10 protein-coding genes and 1 pseudogene are annotated in these 23,852 nt (G+C 68.4%); 8 read left to right on the top strand and 3 right to left on the bottom strand.

What is annotated here, in order from left to right; translation table 11 throughout:
- Positions 1–88: 88 nt before the first annotated feature.
- From istA to R0146_RS00765, 8 genes and pseudogenes are all read left to right on the top strand, one after another.
- Positions 89–1,294 carry an IS21 family transposase gene (gene istA / locus R0146_RS00730; protein ID WP_411567181.1) on the top strand — a complete coding sequence of 402 codons (1,206 nt, stop codon included), beginning with the start codon at positions 89–91 and terminating at the stop codon, positions 1,292–1,294.
- On the top strand, positions 1,291–2,088 hold the full coding sequence (gene istB, locus R0146_RS00735; protein WP_317690960.1) for an IS21-like element helper ATPase IstB: 798 nt from the start codon (positions 1,291–1,293) through the stop codon (positions 2,086–2,088). The genes istA and istB overlap by 4 nt, the downstream gene beginning before the upstream one ends.
- Positions 2,089–2,368: 280 nt before the next feature.
- Complete coding sequence (locus R0146_RS00740; protein WP_317690961.1) at positions 2,369–5,293, top strand: helicase-related protein; 2,925 nt, start codon at positions 2,369–2,371, stop codon at positions 5,291–5,293.
- A gap of 3 nt (positions 5,294–5,296) precedes the next feature.
- Positions 5,297–10,003, top strand: coding sequence for a class I SAM-dependent DNA methyltransferase (locus tag R0146_RS00745; RefSeq protein ID WP_317690962.1), 4,707 nt, complete (start codon positions 5,297–5,299; stop codon positions 10,001–10,003).
- Positions 10,000–16,449, top strand: a complete 6,450-nt coding sequence (locus R0146_RS00750; RefSeq protein WP_317690963.1) for a DEAD/DEAH box helicase family protein — start codon at positions 10,000–10,002, stop codon at positions 16,447–16,449. Before R0146_RS00745 ends, R0146_RS00750 begins: the two co-directional genes overlap by 4 nt.
- Positions 16,449–18,776, top strand: a complete 2,328-nt coding sequence (locus R0146_RS00755; protein WP_317690964.1) for a UvrD-helicase domain-containing protein — start codon at positions 16,449–16,451, stop codon at positions 18,774–18,776. The genes R0146_RS00750 and R0146_RS00755 overlap by 1 nt, the downstream gene beginning before the upstream one ends.
- A gap of 192 nt (positions 18,777–18,968) precedes the next feature.
- Entirely contained in the window at positions 18,969–20,642 is a 1,674-nt protein-coding gene (locus tag R0146_RS00760) for an ATP-dependent nuclease (RefSeq protein ID WP_317690965.1), read from the top strand.
- A gap of 237 nt (positions 20,643–20,879) precedes the next feature.
- Positions 20,880–21,728, top strand: a pseudogene (locus tag R0146_RS00765) (glycoside hydrolase family 3 N-terminal domain-containing protein); the annotation flags it as partial.
- A gap of 31 nt (positions 21,729–21,759) precedes the next feature.
- On the opposite strand, the gene R0146_RS00770 reads toward R0146_RS00765, so the two are convergent.
- The 3 genes from R0146_RS00770 to R0146_RS00780 form a co-directional block, all read right to left on the bottom strand.
- The gene (locus R0146_RS00770) at positions 21,760–22,263 is read right to left on the bottom strand and encodes a PLP-dependent aminotransferase family protein (RefSeq protein WP_317690966.1); all 504 of its coding nucleotides are present in this window, start codon (positions 22,261–22,263) and stop codon (positions 21,760–21,762) included.
- Positions 22,257–22,685, bottom strand: a complete 429-nt coding sequence (locus tag R0146_RS00775; protein ID WP_317690967.1) for a pyridoxal-phosphate-dependent aminotransferase family protein — start codon at positions 22,683–22,685, stop codon at positions 22,257–22,259. The genes R0146_RS00770 and R0146_RS00775 overlap by 7 nt, the downstream gene beginning before the upstream one ends.
- Before the next feature lie 954 nt (positions 22,686–23,639).
- The gene (locus R0146_RS00780) at positions 23,640–23,819 is read right to left on the bottom strand and encodes a Fic family protein (RefSeq protein ID WP_317690968.1); all 180 of its coding nucleotides are present in this window, start codon (positions 23,817–23,819) and stop codon (positions 23,640–23,642) included.
- Positions 23,820–23,852 lie beyond the last annotated feature (33 nt).

The raw sequence follows: 23,852 nt of genomic DNA on the forward strand, positions 1-23,852 counted from the left end.
GGGCTGCACGTGTCGACGGCGGTTGAAGACTGGTCGGTAACGGCGCTCGAAAAGTGAACACTCTCTCGACGATTGGAGTGTGATCACTGTGGAGGACTGGGCGTTGATCAGGAGGCTGTCGGCGGAGGGTGTGCCGAAAGCCAGGATCGCTGCGAGGTTGGGGATCTCGCGCACGACGGTGGTGAAGGCGGTCGCCTCCGATGGGCCGCCTCGGTATGAGCGCAAGGCGGGCCCGACCTCGTTCACCCCGTTCGAGGAGCGGGTGCGGGAGTTGCTCGTCGAGACCCCGGACATGCCCGCGACGGTGGTCGCCGAACGGGTGGGGTGGACCGGCTCGATCCGCTGGTTCCGCGACAACGTGAACCGGCTGCGGGTCGAGCAGCGCCGGCCCGATCCGGCTGATCGGCTGTCCTGGTCGCCGGGGGATGCGGCCCAGTGCGACCTGTGGTTCCCGCCGTCGAAGATCCCGCTGGAGAACGGGACATCCACCCTGTTGCCGGTGCTGGTGATCACTGCGGCGCACTCCAGGTTCATCTGCGCCCGGATGATCCCGACGCGCAAGACCGAGGACCTGTTGCTGGGCACCTGGGAGCTGGTCCAGCAGCTGGGTCGGGTCCCGCGCCGGCTGATCTGGGACAACGAGGCCGGCATCGGCCGTGGCAACCGGCGGGCCCAGGGGGTGGACGAGTTCGCCGGCATGCTGGCGACGAGGGTGGTGCAGCTCAAGCCCCGCGATCCCGAATCGAAGGGGGTCGTGGAGCGGCGCAACGGGTTCTTCGAGACCTCGTTCATGCCGGGGCGCCGGTTCGCCTCCCCGGCCGACTTCAACGCCCAGTTCAGCCACTGGCTCACCGGCGCCAACCAGCGGATCGTGCGGACCATCAAGGCCAAGCCGGCCGACCTGGTCGACGCGGACCGGGCAGCGATGCTGCCCCTGCCGCCGGTCATCACCCAGCTGGGCTGGCGCTGCCAGACGCGGCTGGGCCGGGACTACTACGTGCGCCTCGACACCAGCGACTACTCGGTCGACCCGACCGCGATCGGGGGGATGGTCGCCGTCGCGGCCGATCTGGAACGGGTCCGGGTCACCGCGAACGGACGCCTGGTCGCCAACCATGACCGGCGCTGGGCCCGCGGCCTGACGATCACCGATCCTGCCCACCTGGCCACCGCCGCCCGGCTGCGCTACGACTACCAGCATCCCCGCCCACCCGCCGGCGCCGACGAGGGCCTGGCCCGCGATCTGGCCGACTACGACCGGGCGTTCGGCCTGGACCAGGCAGGCCTGCGATGACCCCGCCGACAACCCCGGCCGAACAGACGCTCAAGCAGCTCGCGCATCTGGCCGCCGCGCTGAAAGCACCCCGGATCACCCAAGCCGCGACCCGGCTGGCCGACCACGCCCGCGACGCCGGCTGGACCTACGAGGACTACCTCGCCGCTGTCCTGGAACGCGAGGTCTCGGCCCGCAACGCCTCCGGCGCCGAACTACGGATCCGGGCTGCCGGGTTGCCGGCCCGCAAGACACTGGAGGACTTCGACTTCGACCGCCAGCCGGCCGTCCGCTCCCAGATCGCGGCCCTGGCCTCCGGAGCGTTCCTGACCGAGGCCCGCAACGTGGTCCTCCTCGGCCCGCCAGGCACCGGCAAGACCCACCTGGCGACCGCGCTGGGGATCGCCGCGGCCCGCCATGGTCACCGGGTCCTGTTCGCCACCGCGACCGACTGGATCGCCCGGCTGGGCGAGGCCCACCAACGCGGCCGGCTCCCGGCCGAACTCACCCGGCTACGGCGCTACGGGCTGATCATCGTCGACGAGGTCGGCTACCTGCCCTTCGAACAGGACGCCGCGAACCTGTTCTTCCAACTGGTCTCCTCCCGCTACGAACACGCCTCGCTGATCCTGACCAGCAACCTGCCCTTCTCCGGCTGGGGAGGCGTCTTCGGTGACCAAGTCGTGGCCGCCGCCATGATCGACCGGATCGTCCACCACGCCGACGTCATCCCCCTCAAAGGAGCCAGCTACCGACTCCGTGACCGCGGGATCGACACCCTGCCAAGCATCAAAGCCGACCAAGACCAGGGCTAAACTGCCCGACAACCGTTCACTCTTCGCCCGCCGAAACCGTCCAGTTTTCGAGCGCCGTCGACAGCACGTGTTCGGATCTCGGAAAGCACCCCAGTCCCGCCGGGCCGGGGTATCCCGTTGCAGCGTCCCAGTAGGGGACGAGTCGCGCGCCCGGTGCGTCACGACGGGAGGTGTTAACGGTCCATCCGACCGGAGAACATCACCCGATCGGCCGATACATCGTCAGCCACCGCTCGGTAGGGTGCTGGTACTCAGCCGCGTCAAAGGAGCCAGAGACCCCATGCCTTCCCCCACCACCAACGTCATCGCCCCAGGTGTCACGGTGGTGGTCCGCGACGAGGAATGGCTGGTCACCTCCGTCGACCAGACCAACGACGGGCAACTTCTCCACGTCCAGGGCCTCGGCGCGCTGGTCAAGGGCACCACCGCCAGCTTCTACGAGTCGCTCGACGACATCCAGATCCTCGATCCGGCGCAGGCCAGGCTCACCCCGGACAGTTCCCCCGGCTACCGCCGCGCCAGGCTCTGGCTCGAGGCGACGCTCCGGAAGACGCCGGTCCCACTCAGCGACGACAAGCTTGTGGTCTCCACGCAGATGCTCGCCGACCCGCTCGCCTACCAGCAGTCCGCGGTCCGCAAGGCGCTCTCCCCCGACAACCTGAGGACCCGCATCCTGCTCGCCGACGCGGTCGGCCTGGGCAAAACGCTCGAGATCGGCATGATCCTCGCGGAGCTGGTCCGGCGCGGCCGCGGCGACCGGATCCTCATCGTCTGTCCCCGCCATGTCCTGGAACAGATGCAGCACGAGATGTGGACGCGCTTCGCGCTGCCGTTCGTACGTCTCGACTCGGTGGGCGTGCAGCGGGTGAAGCAGAAGCTGCCGGCGACCCGCAACCCGTTCACCTTCTACCGACGGGTGATCATCTCCATCGACACGCTGAAGCAAGACCGGTTCGCCAATGATCTGCGCGGCCACCGCTGGGACGCGGTCGTCATCGACGAGTCGCACAACGTCACCAACTCCGCCACCCAGAACAACCGGCTGGCCCGCATCCTCGCGCCGAGCACCGACGCACTCATCCTGGCCTCCGCGACCCCGCACAACGGCCGCGAGGAGTCCTTCGCCGAGCTGATCCGCCTGCTCGAGCCGACCGCCGTCACCCCCGACGGCCGGCTCCGCCCCGACGAGGTCGAGCGGCTGGTCGTACGACGCCACCGGCACAGCCCCGAGGTCGCGAACGTCGTCGGTGCCGACTGGGCCGAACGCAAGGAGCCGCAGAACCTTCTCGTCCCCGCCTCCCCGGAAGAGGACGCGGTCGCCGACGAGCTCGACCGGGTCTGGCTGCACCCACGAGGCTCCTCGCCCTACTCCGGCAAGGTCACCCAGCTGTTCCCGTGGACGTTGGCCAAGGCGTTCCTGTCCTCCCCCGCCGCCCTGCGTGCGAGCATCCACAATCGGATCCGCACGCTGCAGGCCCACCCCACCACCGACCAACAGCGGGAACTCGACGCCCTGCGCCGCCTCGACACGCTCAACGACGCCTCGTACGCGACCGCCGGTGGCAAGTACGGCCGCCTCGTCTCCTACCTGCGCCGGATCGGCGTCGCCAAGAACTCCACGATGCGGGCGGTCATCTTCGCCGAACGGGTCGACACCCTGCGCTGGCTGCGGGAGCGGCTGCGCAAGGAGTTCGGCATGACCGAGGACCAGGTCCAGGTGCTGCACGGCGGCCTGAGCGACGTCGAACAGCAGGAGATCGTCGAGTCGTTCAAGCAGTCCGGCTCGCCCATCCGGGTGCTGGTGACCGGCGACGTCGCTTCCGAGGGCGTCAACCTGCACAAGCAGTGTCACGAGTTGATCCACTACGACATCCCGTGGAGCCTGATCCGGCTGGAGCAGCGCAATGGCCGCATCGACCGCTACGGCCAGAAGACGCCGCCGCAGATCACCACGCTGTTGCTGCAGCCCTCCGCCGAGTCCTTCTCCGGCGACCTGGTCGTGCTGACCAAGCTGCTGGAGCGTGAGGAACAAGCGCACACCGCGCTGGGTGATGCCGCCTCCTTGATGGGCAAGTACTCCGTCGAGGCCGAGGAGGAGGAGATCCGCAAGGTCCTCGCCGGCCAGCAGGACCTCGACGAGGTCGTCGCTGACGTCCAGTCCGTGGCCAGCGGCGGTGGTCTGGCCGGGCTCCTCGCCCGGCTCGGCAGCGCCGCCGCGGCCCCGACCACCGCACCGACGAACGGCCAGCCGCGTCCGCTGCTCTACACCAAGCAGGTCGATTTCCTGCGCGATGCCCTGCAGGAGGCATTCCAGACCCCGGCGGCCCCGAAGTCAAAGAACGGCGTCGCCTGGAAGGAGTACCCGCAGGCGAGGATCGCCGAGTTCACTCCCCCGGATGACCTGCGCCAGCGCCTTGAGGTGCTGCCCGGCACCTACCTCGCCGAGCGCAAGGTGCTCGAGGACCTCAAGCTCGTCACCACAACCACGCGCGGCCAGGAGATCCTCGCCGAGGCGCTGGCCGACGCCGCGTCGCGCACGTCGTGGCCGGAGGCGCACTACCTGGGGCCGCTGCACCCGGTGCTCGACTGGGCCGCCGATCAGGCGCTGGCCTCCCTGTCGCGCAACGAGGTGTTCGCGGTCCGCGGCACCGTGGAGTATCCGACCGTCCTGCTGGTGGGCACGCTCACCAACAAGCGCGGGCAGGTCGTCTCGGCCGCGTACATGTCTGTCGAGTTCTCCGACCCGGACAGTCCCGGCTACGTCACGCCGTACGCGGGCCCGCAGGACATGCTGCAGGCCGTCGGGCTGACCGACGCGATGAGCAACCCGGGTGCTCCCGCCGGCACCGACGAGCTCCAGCGGCTGATGTCCGCGGCGGTGCGGGACGGGCGGTCCTACCTCGAGCTGGTCTATGCGGCCAACGCCGAGGACACCCAGCGGCGGGTGGACGAGTGGGTGCACCGCACCGACGCCTGGATGGATGCGTACGAGTCCGACGTGTTGATCAAGCGCGAGGAGGTCAAGCAGCGCCGGATCGGCGTCGCGGAGGAGAAGAAGCTGCTGGTCTCGATGGCCCCCGACCGGCAACTGCTGCGCCCGCTGGCGATGGTGCTGCCCACCGGCCACCCCGTCGCGCCGGCCAGCTCACCGGCCGCATTACCCGGCACATCGACCACACCCACTCCCCTCGGAACGGAGGCCTGAGCCATGGCGACCAGCGACGCGATCCTCGACGTCGAGGACTGGATCTCCGAGCACTTCTTCACCACCGATGCCAAGGGCGAGAGCTTCCACAAGGCCGTCCTCGACCGGCGCAAGCAGTGGGATGAGTACGACGGGCCGGGCGGCTCGCCGCGCTCCCGGTTCACGTCCTCGCGCAGCAAGCTGCTCGACGCACTGACCGCGCTCTACACCGACGGGGATCCCGACCGCGAGACCACCGCGCAACGGATCACCGACCTCTACCACGAGCTGCGGACGGTCCTCGGCTACGCGAGCGGGGAGTTCCACGTCGAGCAGACAGGCCCGGTCCGCTTCTACAACACACTTGGCGTGACGGCCGACGCACCGTTCGTGATCATCGACGCCATGCCGGTGGAGGCACTCGACGAGCTGCTTCCCAAGGACCAGCCGACCCTGCGGTGCCCCTTCCCGATCAATGAGAAGGACGCGCTGGCCTCGGTGTCACGGACACTGTCACACCTGTTCGTCCGCGAGGACGGGCCGCAGTTCGCCCTGGTAATGGCCGGGCGCTGGTTGGTCGTCGCCGAGCGTGGCCGCTGGTCCGAGGGCCGCTACCTGGCCGTCGACCTCCAGACCGTCGCCGACCGCAACGACGCCAAGCGCGGCGGCGAGATCGACAAGGCCCTGACCTGCCTCAGCGCTGACTCGCTGGCCCCGGACGCCGACGGCGCGATCTGGTGGACGAAGATCCTCGAGGAGTCGATCAAGCACACCGTCGGGGTCAGCCAGGATCTGCGCGAGGGCGTACGCCTGTCCGTGGAGGTGATCGCCAACGACGTCGTGCAGCGCCGCAAGGCCAAGGGTCTGCCGCCGCTGGCGGCCGACCAGGCTCAGCCGCTGGCTCGCCAGTCGCTGCGGTTCATCTACCGGATCCTCTTCCTGCTGTACGCCGAGGCCTCCCCCGAGCTCGGCGTGCTGCCGGTCGGCGCGCCGGAGTACCAGAACGGCTACAGCCTGGACCGGCTGCGCGACCTCACCCTGGTCAAGCTGGGCTCCCCGCACGCCCGCACCGGCACTCACCTCTACGACTCCCTCGGCGTGCTGTTCCGACTGGTCGATCAGGGCCACCACGCGCCGGCCTCCGACGCCGACACGGACGAGATAGCCGGCACCCAGGGGCTGGAGTTCAACAGCCTGCGCGCCGACCTGTTCCTCCCCCAGGCGATCGAACACATCGGCGAGGTGAAGCTCGGCAACACCGCCCTCCAGCAGGTGCTGCGCCACCTGCTGCTCAGCAAGGAGCAGAAGGGCAAGGACCGCGGCTTCATCTCCTACGTCGACCTCGGCATCAACCAGCTCGGCGCGGTCTACGAGGGGCTGATGTCCTACACCGGCTTCTTCGCCGAGACCGACCTCTACGAGGTGGCGAAGAACGGCAACGCCGAGAAGGGCTCCTGGGTAGTGCCGGTCGTGCGCGCCCAGGACATCGCCGAGACCGACTTCGTCACGACCACCGACCCGATCACCGGCGAGACCACGCCGGTGAAGCACGACCGCGGCACCTTCGTCTTCCGGCTGTCCGGCCGGGAGCGCCAGCAGTCCGCGTCGTACTATTCCCCCGAGGTCATCACCCGGTTCGTCGTCTCCCAGGCGCTGGAGGAGTTGCTCGACCAGGACGGGCAGCGGACGCCGGCCCGCGACATCCTCGACCTGACGGTGTGCGAGCCGGCCCTCGGCTCCGGTGCCTTCGCCGTCGAGGCGGTCCGCCAGCTCGCCGAGCAGTACCTCACCCGCCGGCAGGAGGAGCTGGGCGAGCGGATCGACCCCGACCAGTACCCGCAGGAACTGCAGAAGGTCAAGGCCTCGATCGCCCTGCACCAGATCTACGGAGTGGACCTCAATGCCCAGGCCGTCGAGTTCGCCGAGATCACACTGTGGCTCGACTCCATGTCGAAGGACCTGCAGGCGCCGTGGTTCGGCCTGCACCTGCGCCGCGGCAACTCCTTGATCGGCGCCCGGCACGCGCTCTACAGGCGCGACCAGGTCACCTCTCGGGCCTGGCTGACCACCCCGCCCACCGACGCGCCCCTCACCGGCCTGGCGGACAAGCTGGCCGACGAGGGCCACGACATCGATCCGGCCGGGCGGATCCACCACTTCCTGCTGCCCGCCGATGGTTGGGGGTCCACCGCCGAGGCGAAGGAGGCCAAGCAACTCGTCCCCGCACGAGCCAAGGCGATCACGGCATGGCGCCGGTCGATGACCCGCAAACCGACCACCCGCCAGGTGACCGCGTTGGCCGAGCTAGCCCGTCAGGTGGAGGCGGTGTGGCTGCTCGCCTACCGACGGCTCGTCGTCGCCGAGCGGGAGTCGCGCCGCAGCATCGCGCTGTGGGGGCTGGACGAGAAGCAGCCCGGCACGACCGTCACCCGAGAGCAGATCGAGGCATCGCTTTCTGACCCGAACGGCGCCTACCAGCGGCTGCGGCGGGTGATGGACGCCTGGTGCGCGCTGTGGTTCTGGCCGCTGCACGACGCCGAGGTGTGGAGCGGGGGCCCCGACGGCGCGGACACGGCACGGATCAGCCCGCCCGATCTGGACGAGTGGATCGCCACGCTGCGCGAGATCCTCGGTGACGACCGGGCGGCGCGCCGCAAGGCGGCGTTCGGTGCAGCCACCCTCGCCCCGGCCGACGCGTGGCAGGCACTGGCCGATCAGGAGGACCTGGAGATCAAGGGTGCCGGCGCCCGCCCGATCGCCGCGGTGCTCGCCGACCACCCCTGGCTCGGGGTATGTGAGCGGGTCGCCGCCGAGCAGAGTTTCTTCCACTGGCAGCTCGACTTCGCCCCCGTCTTCGGCCGCGGCGGCTTCGACTTGCAGGTCGGCAACCCGCCGTGGGTACGGCCCCGCACCGACGTCGACGCGCTGCTCGCCGAGGGCGATCCGTGGTGGCAGCTCGCGCTCAAGCCGAGCGAAACTGAACGGCGGGACCGCCGGGAGCAGACATTGGCGCTGGCTGGTGTGCGCGATCTGGTCGTCGATGCGACCAGTGCGGTCGTGGCCACCGCCGAGTACATCGGCGCAACGGCCAACTATCCCTTCCTCGCCGGTCTACAGCCGGACCTCTACCGCTGCTTCATGGAGCAGACTTGGACACACGGTTCATGGAGCGGGATCGCGGCCCTCGTCCATCCGGAGTCACACTTCACCGACGAGAAGGCTGGCGCCCTGCGCCGGGAGACCTACCCGCGATTACGAAAGCACTGGCAGTTCATCAACGAATTCAGCCTTTACGAACTCCAGCACCAGAAGATCTACGGAGTCAACGTTTACGGGACACCGCGGCCAGTCCGGTTCCTTCAGGCCACCTCGGTCTACCACCCCGACACCGTCGAACGGTCCCTGCGGCACGACGGTTCGGGAGAGGAGCCGGGCTTCAAGGACCCAACAACCGGCACCTGGGACCTGCGCCCGCACCGTTCGCGGATCATCGAGGTCACCGAGGACGTGCTGGGTGTGTGGCACGCGATCCTCGAAGAAGGCAGCACCCCTGTGGCTGAGACCCGAATGGTCTACACCGTCAACACGGCGGCCGCCGACGTGCTCCGGCAGCTGTCCCATCAGCCGCGGATCGGGTCCTTGGACCTTCAGTTCTCCCGCGGTTGGGACGAGAGCATCGACCGCAAGAAGGGCTACTTCGTGTCCCGGTGGGGACGACCGAAATCCTGGGACGACGTCATCCTGCAGGGCCCCCACCTGTACGTGGCCACGCCGTTCTACAAGTCGCCGAACGCGACGATGAAGCACCAACAGGACTGGTCCGCGACCGACTTCGAGACCCTGCCCCCCGACGCGATCCCCGTCACCTCGTACAAGCCCGCCGGCGACCCCGCCCGCTACGCCACGGACTACACCCATTGGGACGGGCAGTCCGCGCGGGACTTCTACCGAATTGCATGGCGGTGCATGGCCGCCAACACCGGGGAACGAACGTTCATTCCGTCGCTGATTCCACAGGGCGCCTCGCATGTTGACGGGCTCTTCTCCTGCGGGTGGCCTCAGGGCACGAACCGCGAGCTGCTCCTCATGGGTGCGCAGATGATCTCCCTGATTACCGACTTCTCTGTGCGGGCTGCACCGAAGTCCACCATCCGTGCCAACACCGCGAACCGCTTGGCGGTCGTACTCCAACATCCCTCTGCGCCCCACCTCCTGCTTCGTGCCCTCCGTCTCATCTGCGTGACAGAGGCGTACGCGGACCTGTGGGAAGACGTCTACGAGCGCAGCTTCGCGGACGATAAGTGGATCGTCGGTCCGAACCGACCCGACCGACCCGCCGTGGGGGCGGTCGAACCGCGCTGGACCGCTGACACGCCACTGCGTCGGGCCGAAGACCGGCGAGACGCCCTCGTGGAGCTCGACGCGCTGGTGGCGCTGATACTCGGAGTCACCGCGGACCAGCTGTGCACGATCTACCGCACCCAGTTCGCCGTGCTCTACGGCTATGACCACAACACCTACCTCTATGACACGAACGGCCGGCTCGTGCCCAACTCGGTGCTCACCGTCTGGCGAAACAAGGGCGACCGGATCACCGCCGAGGAGCGCACCGCCACCAATCAGGCCGGGAACACGTACACGTACGAGCTGCCATTCCGGGTGCGGGACCGGGAGGCCGACATGCGGCAGGCGTACGCCGAGTTCGAGCGCCGACTGGCGGAGTGCTCATGAGTGAGCTGCTGCCCACCCTCCAGGCCCGCGACATCCAGCGCGGCCTGCGGGACTACCTCACCACCACATTCGCCCTCGCCGACGCCGATGCTCGGCGTGCCCTCGACGACTTCCTCAGCGACGAGCACGACGGCATCTTCAAGGGCCCGTACGTGCGGATGCGGCTCCCCTACCGGTCGGCGCCCAAGTACGCGGCACCGTCGCTGGAGTGGCAGCCGCCCTACCCGCCGTACGCCCATCAGGCGACGGCCTGGTCGCGGCTGACCACCCTCGACCTCGGGCCGGACAAGCCTCGACCGCTGCCGACCTTGGTCACCACCGGCACCGGTTCGGGCAAGACCGAGGCGTTCCTCTATCCGATCCTCGACCACGTGCTGCGGGCTCATGACAGGGGCATCACCGGCGCCAAGGCGCTGATCCTCTACCCGATGAATGCGCTGGCCAACGACCAGGCGCTCCGCCTCGCCAAGCTGATCGCCGACCCGTCCAACGGACTGACCGGCGTCACCGCCGCCCTCTACACCGGCGAGGAAGGCCCGCAGCGGACCAAGGTCAGCGACAAGGGGCTGATCACCGACCACGGCATTATCCAGGACACCGCGCCGGACATCCTGCTGACCAACTACAAGATGCTCGACCAGCTCCTGTTGCGCGAGAAGGACCAGGACATCTGGCGGCAGAGCGCCGAGAGCCTGACCTACCTGGTGCTCGACGAGTTCCACACGTACGACGGCGCCCAGGGCACCGACGTCGCGATGCTGCTGCGCCGCCTCGGCCTGACGGTCAAGAGCCACTGGGCGCCCGGCAGCCACACGCCTGAGGACCTCGCCCGGCCGCTGGGCCGGATGACCCCGGTCGCGACCTCCGCCACCCTCGGTGACAAGGGTGACCCCGCGGAGATGGTCGGCTTCGCCAGCACCGTGTTCGGCGAGCCCTTCACCGCCGATGACGTGGTGACCGAGACCCGCTACTCCCTCGACGAGTGGTGCGCCGGGGCCAAGGCTTGTGTCGCGGACCTTGGCCTCTCCCCCGCACCGGTGCAGCTCAGCCTGCTGCGGACGATCAACGACTCCGTCGCCGACCTCGGCGAGGCCCCCGAGCCGCACGACCTCGCGGTCACGGTGCTCAACGGCCTCTACCGCCCCGACGACCCCACCGTGGAGACCCCGCTGCCGCCGCTCAGCGCCATCGAGGACCTCGAAGCCCTGGCCAAGGCCCATCCGCTGGTCCGCTCCCTCATCGACCACAGCGACGACGCGATCAGCCTGGAGACCCTCGCCGCCGAGCTGTTGCCGTTGGCCGGCGTCGGACGGGACGGGATCGCAGCGGCAACCGAGTTCCTCACCGACCTGATCGGGGCGCTCAGCCACCTGCGCGCCGAGCTGGGCCGCGGGTTCGTCACCGTGGAGACCCACCTGTGGGTGCGCGAACTCACCCGGATCGACCGGGTCGCCGAGACCAATCCCGGCTACCGATGGGCCGACGACGGTGTGGTCACCGGTGGTGCCGGCGGCCTCGCCGGAGACCCGGGCGCCGTCTCGTTCCCCGCCGTCTACTGCCGCCACTGCGGCCGGTCCGGCTGGGGGATCGGTCTCGGGCCCACGGGCACCACACTCACCCATGACGACAAGCGGATCCGCGCCGACCATGCCGTCGGCAGCGGCCGCTTCCGGGCCCTGATCACGGCCACCCCAGCCGAGGCGGACCAGCTGGCCGCCGATCCTGCCGACAACAGCGAGTTCGGCTGGTTCCACGTTCGCGGCCGCGAGCTGACCCGGACCGCGCCTGATGAGAGCGGCGAAGGGTCTCAGGACGGCGACGACCTTCCGGTCCTCACCCACTGGGGAGAGCACGCCGACGACCTGTCCCGCAAGGACACCTGCCCCGCCTGCCTCAAGGACGACGGCATCCGCTTCCTCGGCTCGGCCATCGCCACCCAGCTCTCGGTGACGCTGTCGGGTCTGTTCGGCACCGACAACCTCGACCCCAACGAGAAGAAGGCGCTGGTCTTCACCGACAGCGTCCAGGACGCCGCGCACCGGGCCGGATTCATCGAGTCGCGCTCCCACACCCTGACGCTGCGCGCCGCGCTGCGCGCCGGCATCGGGGTCGAGCCGGTCAACCTCGACACCGTCGTCTCCGCCGTCCTCGCCGAGGCCGGCAAGGACTCCTTCCGCCGCTATCGCCTGCTGCCGCCCGATGTGGTCAACCGACCCGACTTCTCCCCTTTCTGGGACACCGATGCCGCCGGGCCGGCGAAGGCGAGCGCGTCGCGGCGCGTACGGCGCCGGTTACTCTTCGACACCGCGCTGGAATTCGGCCTGCAGTCCCGGCTCGGCCGCACCCTCGAGCTCACCGGATCGGTGGCTGCCGAGGTCGACGCCGGTCTGCCCGCCGCCCTGGCGAACATCGCCCGGCAGGTGATCAAGCAGGCCGACAACGAGCCGGGCCTGTTCACCCCGTTCGACCAGCGCCCCGATGCGGTGCTGGTCCGGTGGGTCCGCGGAGTCCTGGAGCACATGCGCACCCAGGGGTCGATCGCCCACGAGTGGTTCAAGCCCTACATCGAGAACGACGGCAACCGCTGGAAGATCTGGGGTGGCCGCCCGCGCGGCCAGGGCATGCCCGCCTTCCCCAAGGGCCGATCCGCCCCTGCCTTCCCGCGCGTCGGCGGCGCCCAGCTCAAGGGCGACCAGCTGCTCGACCCCGTCACGCCCACGCAGAGCTGGTACTCCCGCTGGGCCCAGAAGTCCCTCGGCGTCACCCCGCAGCTGGGCGCCCGGCTCAGCAAGGCTCTGCTCGGCCGGCTCGCCGACGCCGGCGTCCTCACCGCCACCACCACGAAGTCCTCCGCGACGGTCTACGCCATCCCCGCCGACCGGGTGCTGGTGCACAGGCTCGACCTGGCTGACCTCAGTGACGAGAAGCACCGGCTGCGCTGCACGGTCTGCCACACCGAGCACCCCGGCACCGCCCAGACCGTCGACCAGCTTGACGGCGCGCCTTGTCTGCAGGTGCGCTGCCCCGGCAGCCTGGTCCGCGCCCACACCGACGACAACTACTACCGCCACCTCTATGACTCCTCCGACATGCGTCGCGTCGTCGCCCGCGAGCACACCAGCCTGGTCGAGGACGCGGACCGCCTGGCCCTGGAGGATGCCTTCCGCAGCGGCGGTTCCGACCCGAGCGCGCCCAACGTCCTCGTCGCCACGCCCACCCTGGAGATGGGCATCGACATCGGCGACCTGTCCGCGGTGTTCCTGGCGTCGTTGCCGCGTACGGTCGCCTCGTACGTCCAGCGGGTCGGGCGGGCCGGACGCCTCACCGGCAACGCGCTCGACATGGCCTTCGTCACCGGCCGCGGCGAGCACCTGCCGCGCCTGGGCGACCCGCTGTCGATGATCAACGGCGCGGTCCGTCCCCCGGCGACGTACCTGAGCGCCGAGGAGATCCTGCAGCGCCAGTACATCGCGCACATCTTCGACGAGTTCGCCCGGGACTCCGGACGACCACAGCCGAAGCATGCCGGGGACTTCATGGGGTCGACCGACCCCGACACGGTCCTGGGTGAGGTGATCGCGTACGCCGAGGAGAACGCCGGGCAGCTGCTGGATCGCTTCCTCGGGGCGTTCGCCGGCCTGGCACTGGCGGCGACCGAGCACCTGCGTGCCTGGGCGACGCCCGGCGAGACCCCGCGCAGCAGCGGTCTGGCCGCGCTGGTCATCGGGGCGTCGGGGCGCTGGGCCCGTACGATCGACGAACTGCGCCAGCGCAAGCTCGCGATCCAGAAGGAGATCCCCGACCTGCGCCAGCGGGCTGACGTCCCTGCCGCCAGCGCCGACGACAAGCGCGATCTGCGGATCGCGGAGGCCACGCTGAAGATGACCAACGGTCAGCTCGGCGAGCTGACCCGGGACCACTGGATCGGGACGCTCGAGGAGTACGGCATCCTGCCGAACTACACGCTCATCGACGACGGCGTGCACCTCGACGTCTCCGTCTCCTGGCTCGATCCGGACAGCCAGACGTACGAGAGCGACTCCTTCGGGATCGAGCGGACCGGCAACGCGGGGGCACTGCGGGAGTTCGCCCCGGGCGCGACCTTCTACGTGCACGGCCTGGAAGTCGCCATCGACGCCGTCGATCTGGGGCCGAACGCCTCCGCCATCCGCACCCTGGCGGTGTGCAGCGAGTGCGGCTACGTCGAGGACATGGCGCTCACCGGCCACCAGCAGGACCCCCAGGCATGCGCCCGGTGTGGCAGTACCTCGACCCGCGACACCGGCAACCACCTGCCCGTCGTCGAACTCACCCGGGTCACCGCGGCCGTCCGGCGCGACGAGGCACTGATCTCCGATCGGTCGGACGAGCGGCGCCAGATGTGGTTCAGCATCGTCCCCGCGGTCGATGTCGATCCGGCCGAGGTCGCCGAGCAGTGGTACGTCAAGGGCTACGACTTCGGGGTGAAATACCTGCGGCGGATGACGCTGCGCTGGCTGAACCTCGGGGAACAGTCGGCGTTCGGGCAGAAGCGGCGGATCGCCGGCACCGACATGGTCGCTCCGCTGTTCCGGGTCTGCACCGGGTGCGGGTGCCGCGACCAGGCCGCCAAGAGCAACAGCCGCAGTGAGCACCGGCCATGGTGCCCCTACCGCAGCAGCAGCGACGAGCACGTCGAGGAGATCGCACTGTCGCGGACCCTGCACACACAAGGTGCGGTGATCCCCCTGCCGGTCTCGGTGACGACAGGCGATCCCTTCGCGATCCCGAGCCTGTCGGCAGCGCTGAAGCTCGGGCTGCGGGAGCAGTTCGGCGGGGCGCCCGACCACATCGGCGTCGCCGAGGTGCCCGATCCGCTCGGCCCCTCCGACGGGACCCGCGACGCGCTGCTGCTGTACGACACGGTGCCCGGCGGGACGGGCTACCTGGCCGAGTTGACGGATCCGGCGCGTGTGCACGACCTGATCTACCGGGCCTGGCGCAAGGTCGCCGAGTGCCCGTGCCGTGACGAGGAGCGGCTGGCCTGCCACCGCTGTCTGCTCCCGCTGGCCTCGGGGCGCGAGATCGACCGGGTGTCGCGGCAGGCCGCCGAACGCCACCTGCGGGCGATCCTCACCGCCGGGCGGTTGGACGAGCCGTCCGCTGAGGACCGCTGGGACGTGACCGTCGAGCGGCCGACGGTGGACCGGTCCCTCTCCCCGCTCGAACTGCGCTTCGCCGAGCTCTACCACAACCTGCTGGAGGACCTCAACGGCACGGTCCAGCTGGTGCCCGGGACCTGGGGCAACACGATCCGGGCGAACGTCGGCCCGCGTCGCTGGACGTTGGAGCCGCAGGTCAACGTGCTGGGCTCCAAGCCGGACTTCGTGCTGCGCTCCGACGACACCAGCGTGCCGCCGGTAGCGATCTTCACCGACGGGCTGGCCTTCCACGCCAGCGTCGACATCAACCGGCTCGCCGACGACGCCGGCAAGCGGTCCGCGCTCGGGGAGGCCGGCTATCTGGTGCTCAGCGTGACGGCCGCCGATGTGTCGGCGGAGGAAGAACGGCGAGAACAGGGCCGGGAGACCGTGACGCCTCCGTCGTGGTTCAACGAGCAGCTGGCCGGGGCCATCTCCAATGAAGGAGGCTTCCAGACCGGTGACTTCGCGATGGTCACCGGAGGCCCCTTCGACTTCCTGCGGCGCTGGATCCGGGCACCGTACCCGGATGCTCAACGGAAGATGGCCGACCATCTGCCGATGATGCTCGCCTTGTCGGGCGCAGCCACCCAAGGGCAGGTCCCCGCCGACCAGGACCCGGTGGAGCAGGCCCGCCGCATCGTGCAGGGCGGCTCCCCCGGTCTGGGAGTCGGCGAGACGGTCCCGGCGTGGTGGTGGCACGCCGGCCCCCTCGTGGTGCTGTCCCGCGTCATCGGGGACGCGATGGTCGAGGTCGTGTCGATGGTCGACGACCGGCCGGCGGCTGTCGGGTCGGCTGGATTCCCTGACGCCTGGCGCGACTGGCTGACCCTCGCCAATGGCCTGCAAGGCCGGGGGTGGCCGACCACGATCACCACGCTGGAACGGGCCAGGTCGTCGGCCCACCACGCTGGCGCACCGAGCGCGCCACGGCCGACGATCCGTGTCGAGGTCTTCACCTCGGACTGGCAGACAGTCCTCGACGATGCTCTGGACGACGAGCGCTCGCTTGCCGCAGAACTGGCCCACGCCGGAGTGCGCGCTCCCGATGCGACCGGGGATGAGGTCGGCGACACCGGCATCCCCGCGATGTTCGTCTGGCAGGCCGAGCACGTGGCCGTGCTGAGCGATCTCGTCGCGGAGGACGTCGAGGATCTGCGTACGCAGGGCTGGACAGTGGTCGGCCCCGAAGCGGCCGGGATCACCGCGGCGCTCGGCGGGAGCGCCGCCTGCTGTACGAACAACGAGGGAGAGGAGACCCACTGATGGCACGGTCGCAGCTCGTCCTGCCCCGGGACATGACCCGACTCGACCCCACCGTGCGGGCCAAGGCGGGGGCCTTCTACGAGAAGCTCCGCGACGACGACAGCGCGCCCGGCCTGCACATCGAGCCGATCACCAACTGCGTCGACCCCCGGGTGCGGACCGGGCGGGTGGATCTCCAGTACCGCGCTGTGCTGTTCCGCCTCGACGGTTCGCAGGGCCCGACGTACGTCGTGCACGGCGTCTGGAACCACGATGACGCCATCAAAGTCGCCCAACGGGCGAAGCTGACCATCAACCCGGTGAACGGCCTCACCGAGATCATCGAGGCCACCACGCCCGAGCCCGTACCGGCCGGGCCGTGGACTCCCGCGCCGCCGGTCACGCCCGCGCCGCCGGTGACGCCCGAGCCTTCGACGGCGGAGGCGACCGTGGAGACCGCCGCAGCCCCCGGACCTCGGCCTGCCGAGCCCGCCGCGCCGACGCCAGACGCCCCAGCTTCGGTACGACCGTCGGCGCCCTGGACGGTCGCTGCCGCTCGCGACGAGCTGGTGAAGGGCCTCGGACTCGATGAGGAGCTCGCTGCCCGGGTGCTGGCGTGCACCGACGAGGATCGGATCCTCGCCCTGGCCGAGCAGTTCGTGGACTGGCGCGGAACCGCCCTGTTGGAACTGGCGGCGGGCGCGACAGTGGCTGAGGTCAAGGATCGCCTCGACATCTCCGAGACGGTCGCCCCGCAGGCCGGCGATCACAGCGACCAGGCCATCCTGGACAGCCTGCACCAACCGGCCTCGCAGTCCTCGTTCACCTTCATCGAGAACAACGAGGAACTGCGCCGGATCATCGAGGAGGGCGACTTCGGCGCCTGGCGCGTCTGGCTGCACCCCGAACAGCGCAAGTACGTCACCCGGAACTACCAGGGCCCCTTCCGGCTGTCCGGCGGCGCCGGCACGGGCAAGACCGTGGTCCTGCTGCACCGGGCGCGTCGTCTGGCCAAGGAGAACCCGCAGGCCCGCATCGTCCTCACCACCTACACCACCAACCTCGCGGACGCACTGGCACGTGACCTCGCCCGACTCGACCCCGACCTGCCGCTGGCGTCCTCGCTCGGCGAGCCCGGCATCTTCGTGCGTGGCATCGATGCCTTGGCGTACGCCGTGGTCAAGACCGCCGGAGCCGACATCACCGCGGCGGTCGCCGAGGTCCTCGGCACGCCGAGTGCCCACGTGCTGCAGCGCACGTCCGCAGACGCGTGGAAGATGGCAGCCGCCGGCGCGGGGGCGGATCTGCCGTCGGCGCTGCGAACGCCTCACTTCCTCCAGGCCGAGTACGAGGCGGTCGTGCTGCCCGGGTCGCTGACCACCGAGGCCGACTATCTCCGGGTCCGGCGCCCGGGCCGAGGCGTTCGGCTGAGCCGCAAGGACCGCGCCGCGGTGTGGCGGGCCATCGAGACCTACCGCGCCAGCGCCCGGGTGGAAGGCTCGCTCGACTTCGCCGAGACCGCGACCGTGGCCGCAGCCCATCTCGACGGGCTGGGCGCCGAACGGCTCGGTCGTCCGGCGGATCACGTGCTGGTGGACGAGGGCCAGGACCTCACCCCCGCGCACTGGCAGCTGCTGCGGGCGCTGGCCGTTGAGGGACCGAACGACCTGTTCATCGCCGAGGACTCCCACCAGCGGATCTATGGCCACAAGCTAGTGCTGAGCCAGTACGGCATCCGGATCGTCGGTCGCTCGCAACGCTTGACGCTCAACTACCGTACGACCGCCGAGAACCTGCGCTTCGCCCTCGGGGTCCTCGACGGCGGGGCGTACGCCGACCTGGAGGACCAGCCCGAGGACACCGCTGGCTACCACTCCTCGCGTCGGGGACCGGTGCCGAGGATCGTGGCGTGCAAGAACCTGCCGGACGAGCTCGATCGGGCCGCCGAACTGATCCGTGCCTGGACCGACGATGCTGCGAGGGCCGGGCGAGGTGCTGAGACAATCGCGATCCTGGTCCGGGACCGGTATCAGCGCGACCGGGTGGTCAGCGGACTCGGCGAGCGTGGCATCGACATACGGCCGGTTGACCGCGAGGCAGTGAAGCCCGGCCCGCCGGTGGCGATGACGATGCACCGGGCGAAGGGCACCGAGTTCTCGAAAGTCCTGCTGTTCGGGATGAGCGAGAGTTCGATCCCGAAGATTCTGCGCGGAGCGGACTACTCCGAGTATGAGAAGCAGGACGCACTGTTGCGGGAACGATCGCTGCTGTACGTCGCGGCGTCGCGAGCTCGCGATGAACTAGTGGCGACATGGAGCGGGGATGTGAGCACGTTTCTACCAGCATGAATAACAGAAGTGTTTTAGAACGCCAAATATCCACACCCAAGCCACCAAACGATTGACGCGACAGGAATTAGAACCTCCAGCATCGAGACGACGGAAAGACAGAACAGAAACATACCACATGAACCACCGCCGGAAATTGGAAGCAACAGAAGCCCCTTGGCCGCCAAGAAGCACGGAGTAAAAAGATCACCCATGGATCTCGTCAGCATGCGCATCCGCCTGTTCCGAACAATCGGCCACACCGATATAGAATTGCCTTTGGACCGCTACCTGACAATCGTGGGCCCAAACAACAGCGGCAAAACGAACCTCCTGCGCGCGATTCAAATGTTCTTCACAGGACACGAAAATGAGCTACACTACTCCCGCCCACGCGACTTCACCTTCTCAGGCGGCACAGGAAAGACGAGCCTTCTAGCCACCTTCCGAGTCGCAGACGATTCTGTCGAAGACGCACACATAATCGCACAGCTCAATCGACTCTACGATCTATACGGCCTCTCACACCCCCAGGAAACCTTCTCCCTCAGCCTCGTCTTTTCCCCCTCCGACGTACCCACATATCAGTTCCTACCCAACACTAAGAAACCCGAGGAGAATTCAGTACAAACACAGATTTCTCGAACACAAAAACAGTTGGTGACCGACTTGCTCAGTCGCTTTTCATGCCACTACGTTCCATCCGAGAAGTCGGTTCGACAGCTCTACGACGAGGTTCTCAACCCATTCCTAAAAAAGGCCGCCGCAGAAGCACTGAGACCCCAGATGGGGCATCTTGTCGCCGCCCTTGAAAGCGTCTCTGAACGCATCAATAATGAGCTCGCTCACGCAGGGCTGCGGGGCCTTCATGCGGCATTCTCGGTACCTGACGGAAGCCTCGAGGCCCTTCTTGACCGCTTCGACTTCCGCATGAGCGACCCTGTGGACACCGCCCTAACATTCAAAGGGCAAGGAATTCAGAGCACAGCCTTTTTCGCTGCGCTTCGCTGGGTAAGCGAAGAGGAACAAGCGAAAGGACTTAAGAGCATCTGGCTACTCGAGGAGCCAGAAGCCTACCTACACCCAGAACTAATGCCCACGGTTCACGGTCTCCTTGAACGGGTCGCCGAGATCTCAACCGTTGCCGTGTCTACACACTCGCTTTCCTTCGTTCCAGCCGACCCGAAAACCGTCCTCGGAACACGCCTGAAGGATGGCTTCACGGAAGCGGTTCGATACCCTACTTACGCCGAGGCGACCCAAGCAATCAGAAGCTCCTTGGGGGTACGGTTTTCCGATTTTTACAACTTGGGCCGCTTCAACTTAGCGCTTGAAGGGAAATCGGATCGCGAAATGATTTCCTGGTACCTCACATCAGTCGACAAAGACGTCCTACCGCTCTCGAGACTACGCGAAGCCCATCTCTTGGACTTCGGAGGCGTAAAGCAGCTTTCTGGATGGCTTCGCGCCACCTATCAATATGTAAGAATGGAGCGCGCACTGGTTTCAGTTTTCGATGGCGATTTGGCGGGCGAGAAAGAGCGTAAGGACCTTAACCAGTACTTCGGAAATCAGAAGATTCCATTCCAGGCCAACCGCCACTACTTAGTTGTTCGCGCAGGATTCTCAATCGAATCACTATTCCCGGATGCATGGATCAGTCAAATCAATGAAGATCATCCAAATTGGTTTGAAGATCACTCGGTTGACGTCAGCGGGGCACTGGTGGCCTTCAAGGTGAATGATTCAGAAAAATCAAGGCTGCAGAAAGCACTCATGCGCAAGGCAGATCAAGAGCCCGACACCGACTGGCGGGAACGGTGGGATAACTTTGCACTGGCTGCGGAAGAGGCACTGCGCCTTGAAGATGAGAGATTCAGCAGCTAGCACTCAGCGAGCCAGCCTCCATCTTCATTCATTGCATAGATCGTCGAACACCCCAGCAGACAACATCGCCCTCACTGCAGACTCTTCTCTGCTGGAGTGAACCAAGTATTGTGCGAAGTGAGAGCTGACGGCCTGCCGTACGTGCCGGCGAACTTCAGTTACGACCCTCGTTCGACCGCCGAGTTCGGCGGCACCTACAACCAGGCCGGCGACATCTCCCGCTGACCCTCCAACCTCGGCCTGGCCGCCACGTTCAACCCCGACACGATGTTGCAGTTCGCCTCGATGTCCTCGGCCGAGTACCGCGCGATGGGGATCGCCACAGCACTCGGCCCGCAGATCGACCTCGCCACCGAGCCGCGCTGGCTGCGCGTCGACGGCACGTTCGGTGAGAACGACGAGCTGGCCTCGGCGTACGTCGACGGCTCGCAGAACACCTACGGCGCCGACGGATCCTCGATCGGCTGGGGTGCGGACTCGATCTCCACGATGATCAAGCACTTCCCCTGCGACGGCGGCCGCGAGGCGCACATGAACTCCGGCAAGTACGCCGTCTACCCGGGCAACAACTTCGCCGAGCACCTCAAACCGTTCACCGCCGCGCTCGACTCCATGGCCGTGATGAGCTCCTACTCGATCGCGATCGACGCGAACAGTGACGCGCTGACCGGCAACCGGGTCGGATCGGCGTGCGACAAGGCCAAGCTCTACCTGCTGCGCCTGGACAACGGCTACGAGGGCGTGATCTGCACCGACTGGGTCATCACCATGGGCTACCAGGACCCGGGCGTGCCGTTCGGCATGGCCTGGGGCATGGAGGACCTGACGGTCGCCGAGCGCCACTACGCGATCCTCGAGGCCGGCGTCGACATGTTCGGCGGCAACAGCAAGGTGCCGATCCTCGAGGCGTACGACATGTGGGCGGCCGAGCACGGCACCGCCAGCGCGGACGCGCGCTTCCGGACCTCGGCCGAGCGGATCCTGAAGATGTTCCTGGCCCCGGGCCTGTACGAGAACCCGTACCTGGACTTGGGCACCTCGCAGGGCATCGTCGCCTCGCGCCCGCGGGATCGCCTTCACGGGTGACGCCGACGCCCCGGTCGACCCCATCCTTGGCTCAGGCCCAACGGAGGGCCGCGAAGGCGTCGAGCAGGTCACGTGCAGTGCCGTCGACATCGGTGAGCTTCGACAACCCGAACAGGCCGATCCGGACGGCCCGGTAGTCCGGCCGCTCGCCGAGCTGCAGGGGAACGCCGTTCGACACGCGGATGCCGGTGCCGCCGGTGTCGCCCGTGGCCAGGGCGTCGTCGGCGTACACCACCACGACGCTCGGGCTCTCGAAGCCTGGGGCGGCGACCGACGGGTAGCCGAGGTCAGCCAGGCCGGCGCGCACCCGGGTGCCGAGCTCCCACTGGCGCGCCCGGGCGGTATCGAAGCCGAGGTCGCGCACCGCCGCCAGCATGCGGGAGTTGACGATGATCGTGTCGGTCGGCAACGTCGCGTGGTAGTCGACCTTCATCGCGCGGCCGCTGTCGGCGATGCGGGTCCAGTGCGCGAGGTCGAGGGCGAACGAACTCGTCGGCACCAGGCCGGCCTTCACCGCGTCCGTCATCGTCACCATGGCCCCGCACGGGGTTCCGCTCCAGGTCTTCTGGGGGCGGAGATGACGACGTCGGCCCCGACCGTGGGCATGTCGACGAACAGCGGGCCGGCGGCGATGGCGTCCACCACCAGGAGGCCGCCGACCGCGTGGGTGGCCTCGGCGACGCGGGTGAGGTAGTCGTCGGGAAGCAGCATGCCTGCCGACGTCTCGACCTGGGGCACGAACACCACCTCGGAGCGCTGCTCGGTGATCGCGGCGACCACCTCGTCGACCGGCGGCGGAGCGAACGGGGCGGTGGGGGCGTCCTCGACCTGGCGGACCTTGAGGACGCGCACCTCGCTAGCGATCTGCGCCGCGTCGAGGATCGCCGACCACCGGAACGAGAACAGCCCGTTGCGTACGACCAGGCAGCGCTTGCCAGGGGCGAGTTGGCGCGCCACCGACTCCATCCCCCGGTGCCCGTGCCCGGCACGAACGTCGCTGAGCCGGCCCGGTACGCCTCCTGGGCGATCTCGAGCGTCAGCTTGAACGCCTCCATGAAGTCGGGCGCCGCGTGGTGCGTGGCGTGCGCGGTGTAGACGACGGAGAACTCGGTGTGCGGCATCGGTGCGTCCCTTCGGTGGCGTACCCCCGCATCTAGGCGGCGAGGCCCCGCCGGGCCAGCGGCGCGCGGCACAGACCCGGGCTTCGACGGCGAGAGACGGGGAGAGTGACACTTGTCACATCCTCACGTGCTCGCCACCCTAGAATGCCCGTGGGGGCTTCCTGCCCTGACCGCCTGCGATGCGGCGGCGCCGGCTTTTGGCGCGGTGTTATCGCTCGAGTCGGCACGCACTGACGATCCGCTGGTCGGCGTCACCGCTCTGGCCCCGTCGGCGATCCCCGCTCACCTGGCCGCCGGACGCTGAGCACTCCCCTGGCCACAGAGACCTTCACGGCGGGGTCGCCCTCCTGCCATCCCGTGAGCGCATCGAGCACGTGCATGGTGGAACGGGCAGCGGCGATCGCCGCTTAGCGCAGGTCCCCCTGATCGACACTCCAGCCAAGATGGTCCAGGAGAGCCGGGCACCGATCCCCCGATCGGTAATCGCCCCCCGGCGGCGATGATCAACAGCGCCAGGATGCCCGCGTCGCGCTCAGCCGGACGCCCCAGCGGGAGGCGGGAAGCGATGTGTCGCAAGAGCCCCCGCGGATCATCCACCAGTTGCTGCCCCACCTTTGTGACCAGCAGCGTTCCTCGACTCATGCGCAGGAGCCCGAGGGGCCTGGCCGACTCCCGCAGCGCGAGGACCGGGAAGGTGGTGTCCTCGCGATTACCCTTGCGCATCCAGAGCCCGTCGAGGCCGAGTTCCGTGACGAGCGCCGCCACGATCCTCGGCGGCAGGTAGCCCGCTTCAGCCCATCTCCCACTGTGCGGAGCAAATGGCGTACGGGTGGACGGCCGCAGTGAGGACGCCGAGCAGCCGCCCCAGCCGCCCGTTGCCGTCGTGGAACGGGTGCAGGGCCTCGAACATGTAGTGGCCCACGGCGCAGGTGACGACCGGGTCGATCGCGCCACCGTGATCCGGCGACATCTACCCCAGCAGATCCCGGACCCGCGCCTCGAG

The sequence above is a fragment of the Raineyella sp. LH-20 genome, from assembly GCF_033110965.1.
Classification (GTDB): domain Bacteria; phylum Actinomycetota; class Actinomycetes; order Propionibacteriales; family Propionibacteriaceae; genus Raineyella.

Excerpts from the sequence above, each read along its gene's own strand:
- istB (WP_317690960.1), top strand. The coding sequence starts at position 1,291 with ATGACCCCGCCGACAACCCCGGCCGAACAGACGCTCAAGCAGCTCGCG.
- R0146_RS00740 (WP_317690961.1), top strand. The coding sequence starts at position 2,369 with ATGCCTTCCCCCACCACCAACGTCATCGCCCCAGGTGTCACGGTGGTG.
- R0146_RS00745 (WP_317690962.1), top strand. The coding sequence starts at position 5,297 with ATGGCGACCAGCGACGCGATCCTCGACGTCGAGGACTGGATCTCCGAG.
- R0146_RS00750 (WP_317690963.1), top strand. The coding sequence starts at position 10,000 with ATGAGTGAGCTGCTGCCCACCCTCCAGGCCCGCGACATCCAGCGCGGC.
- R0146_RS00755 (WP_317690964.1), top strand. The coding sequence starts at position 16,449 with ATGGCACGGTCGCAGCTCGTCCTGCCCCGGGACATGACCCGACTCGAC.
- R0146_RS00760 (WP_317690965.1), top strand. The coding sequence starts at position 18,969 with ATGGATCTCGTCAGCATGCGCATCCGCCTGTTCCGAACAATCGGCCAC.
- R0146_RS00770 (WP_317690966.1), bottom strand. The coding sequence starts at position 22,263 with ATGGTGACGATGACGGACGCGGTGAAGGCCGGCCTGGTGCCGACGAGT.
- R0146_RS00780 (WP_317690968.1), bottom strand. The coding sequence starts at position 23,819 with ATGTCGCCGGATCACGGTGGCGCGATCGACCCGGTCGTCACCTGCGCC.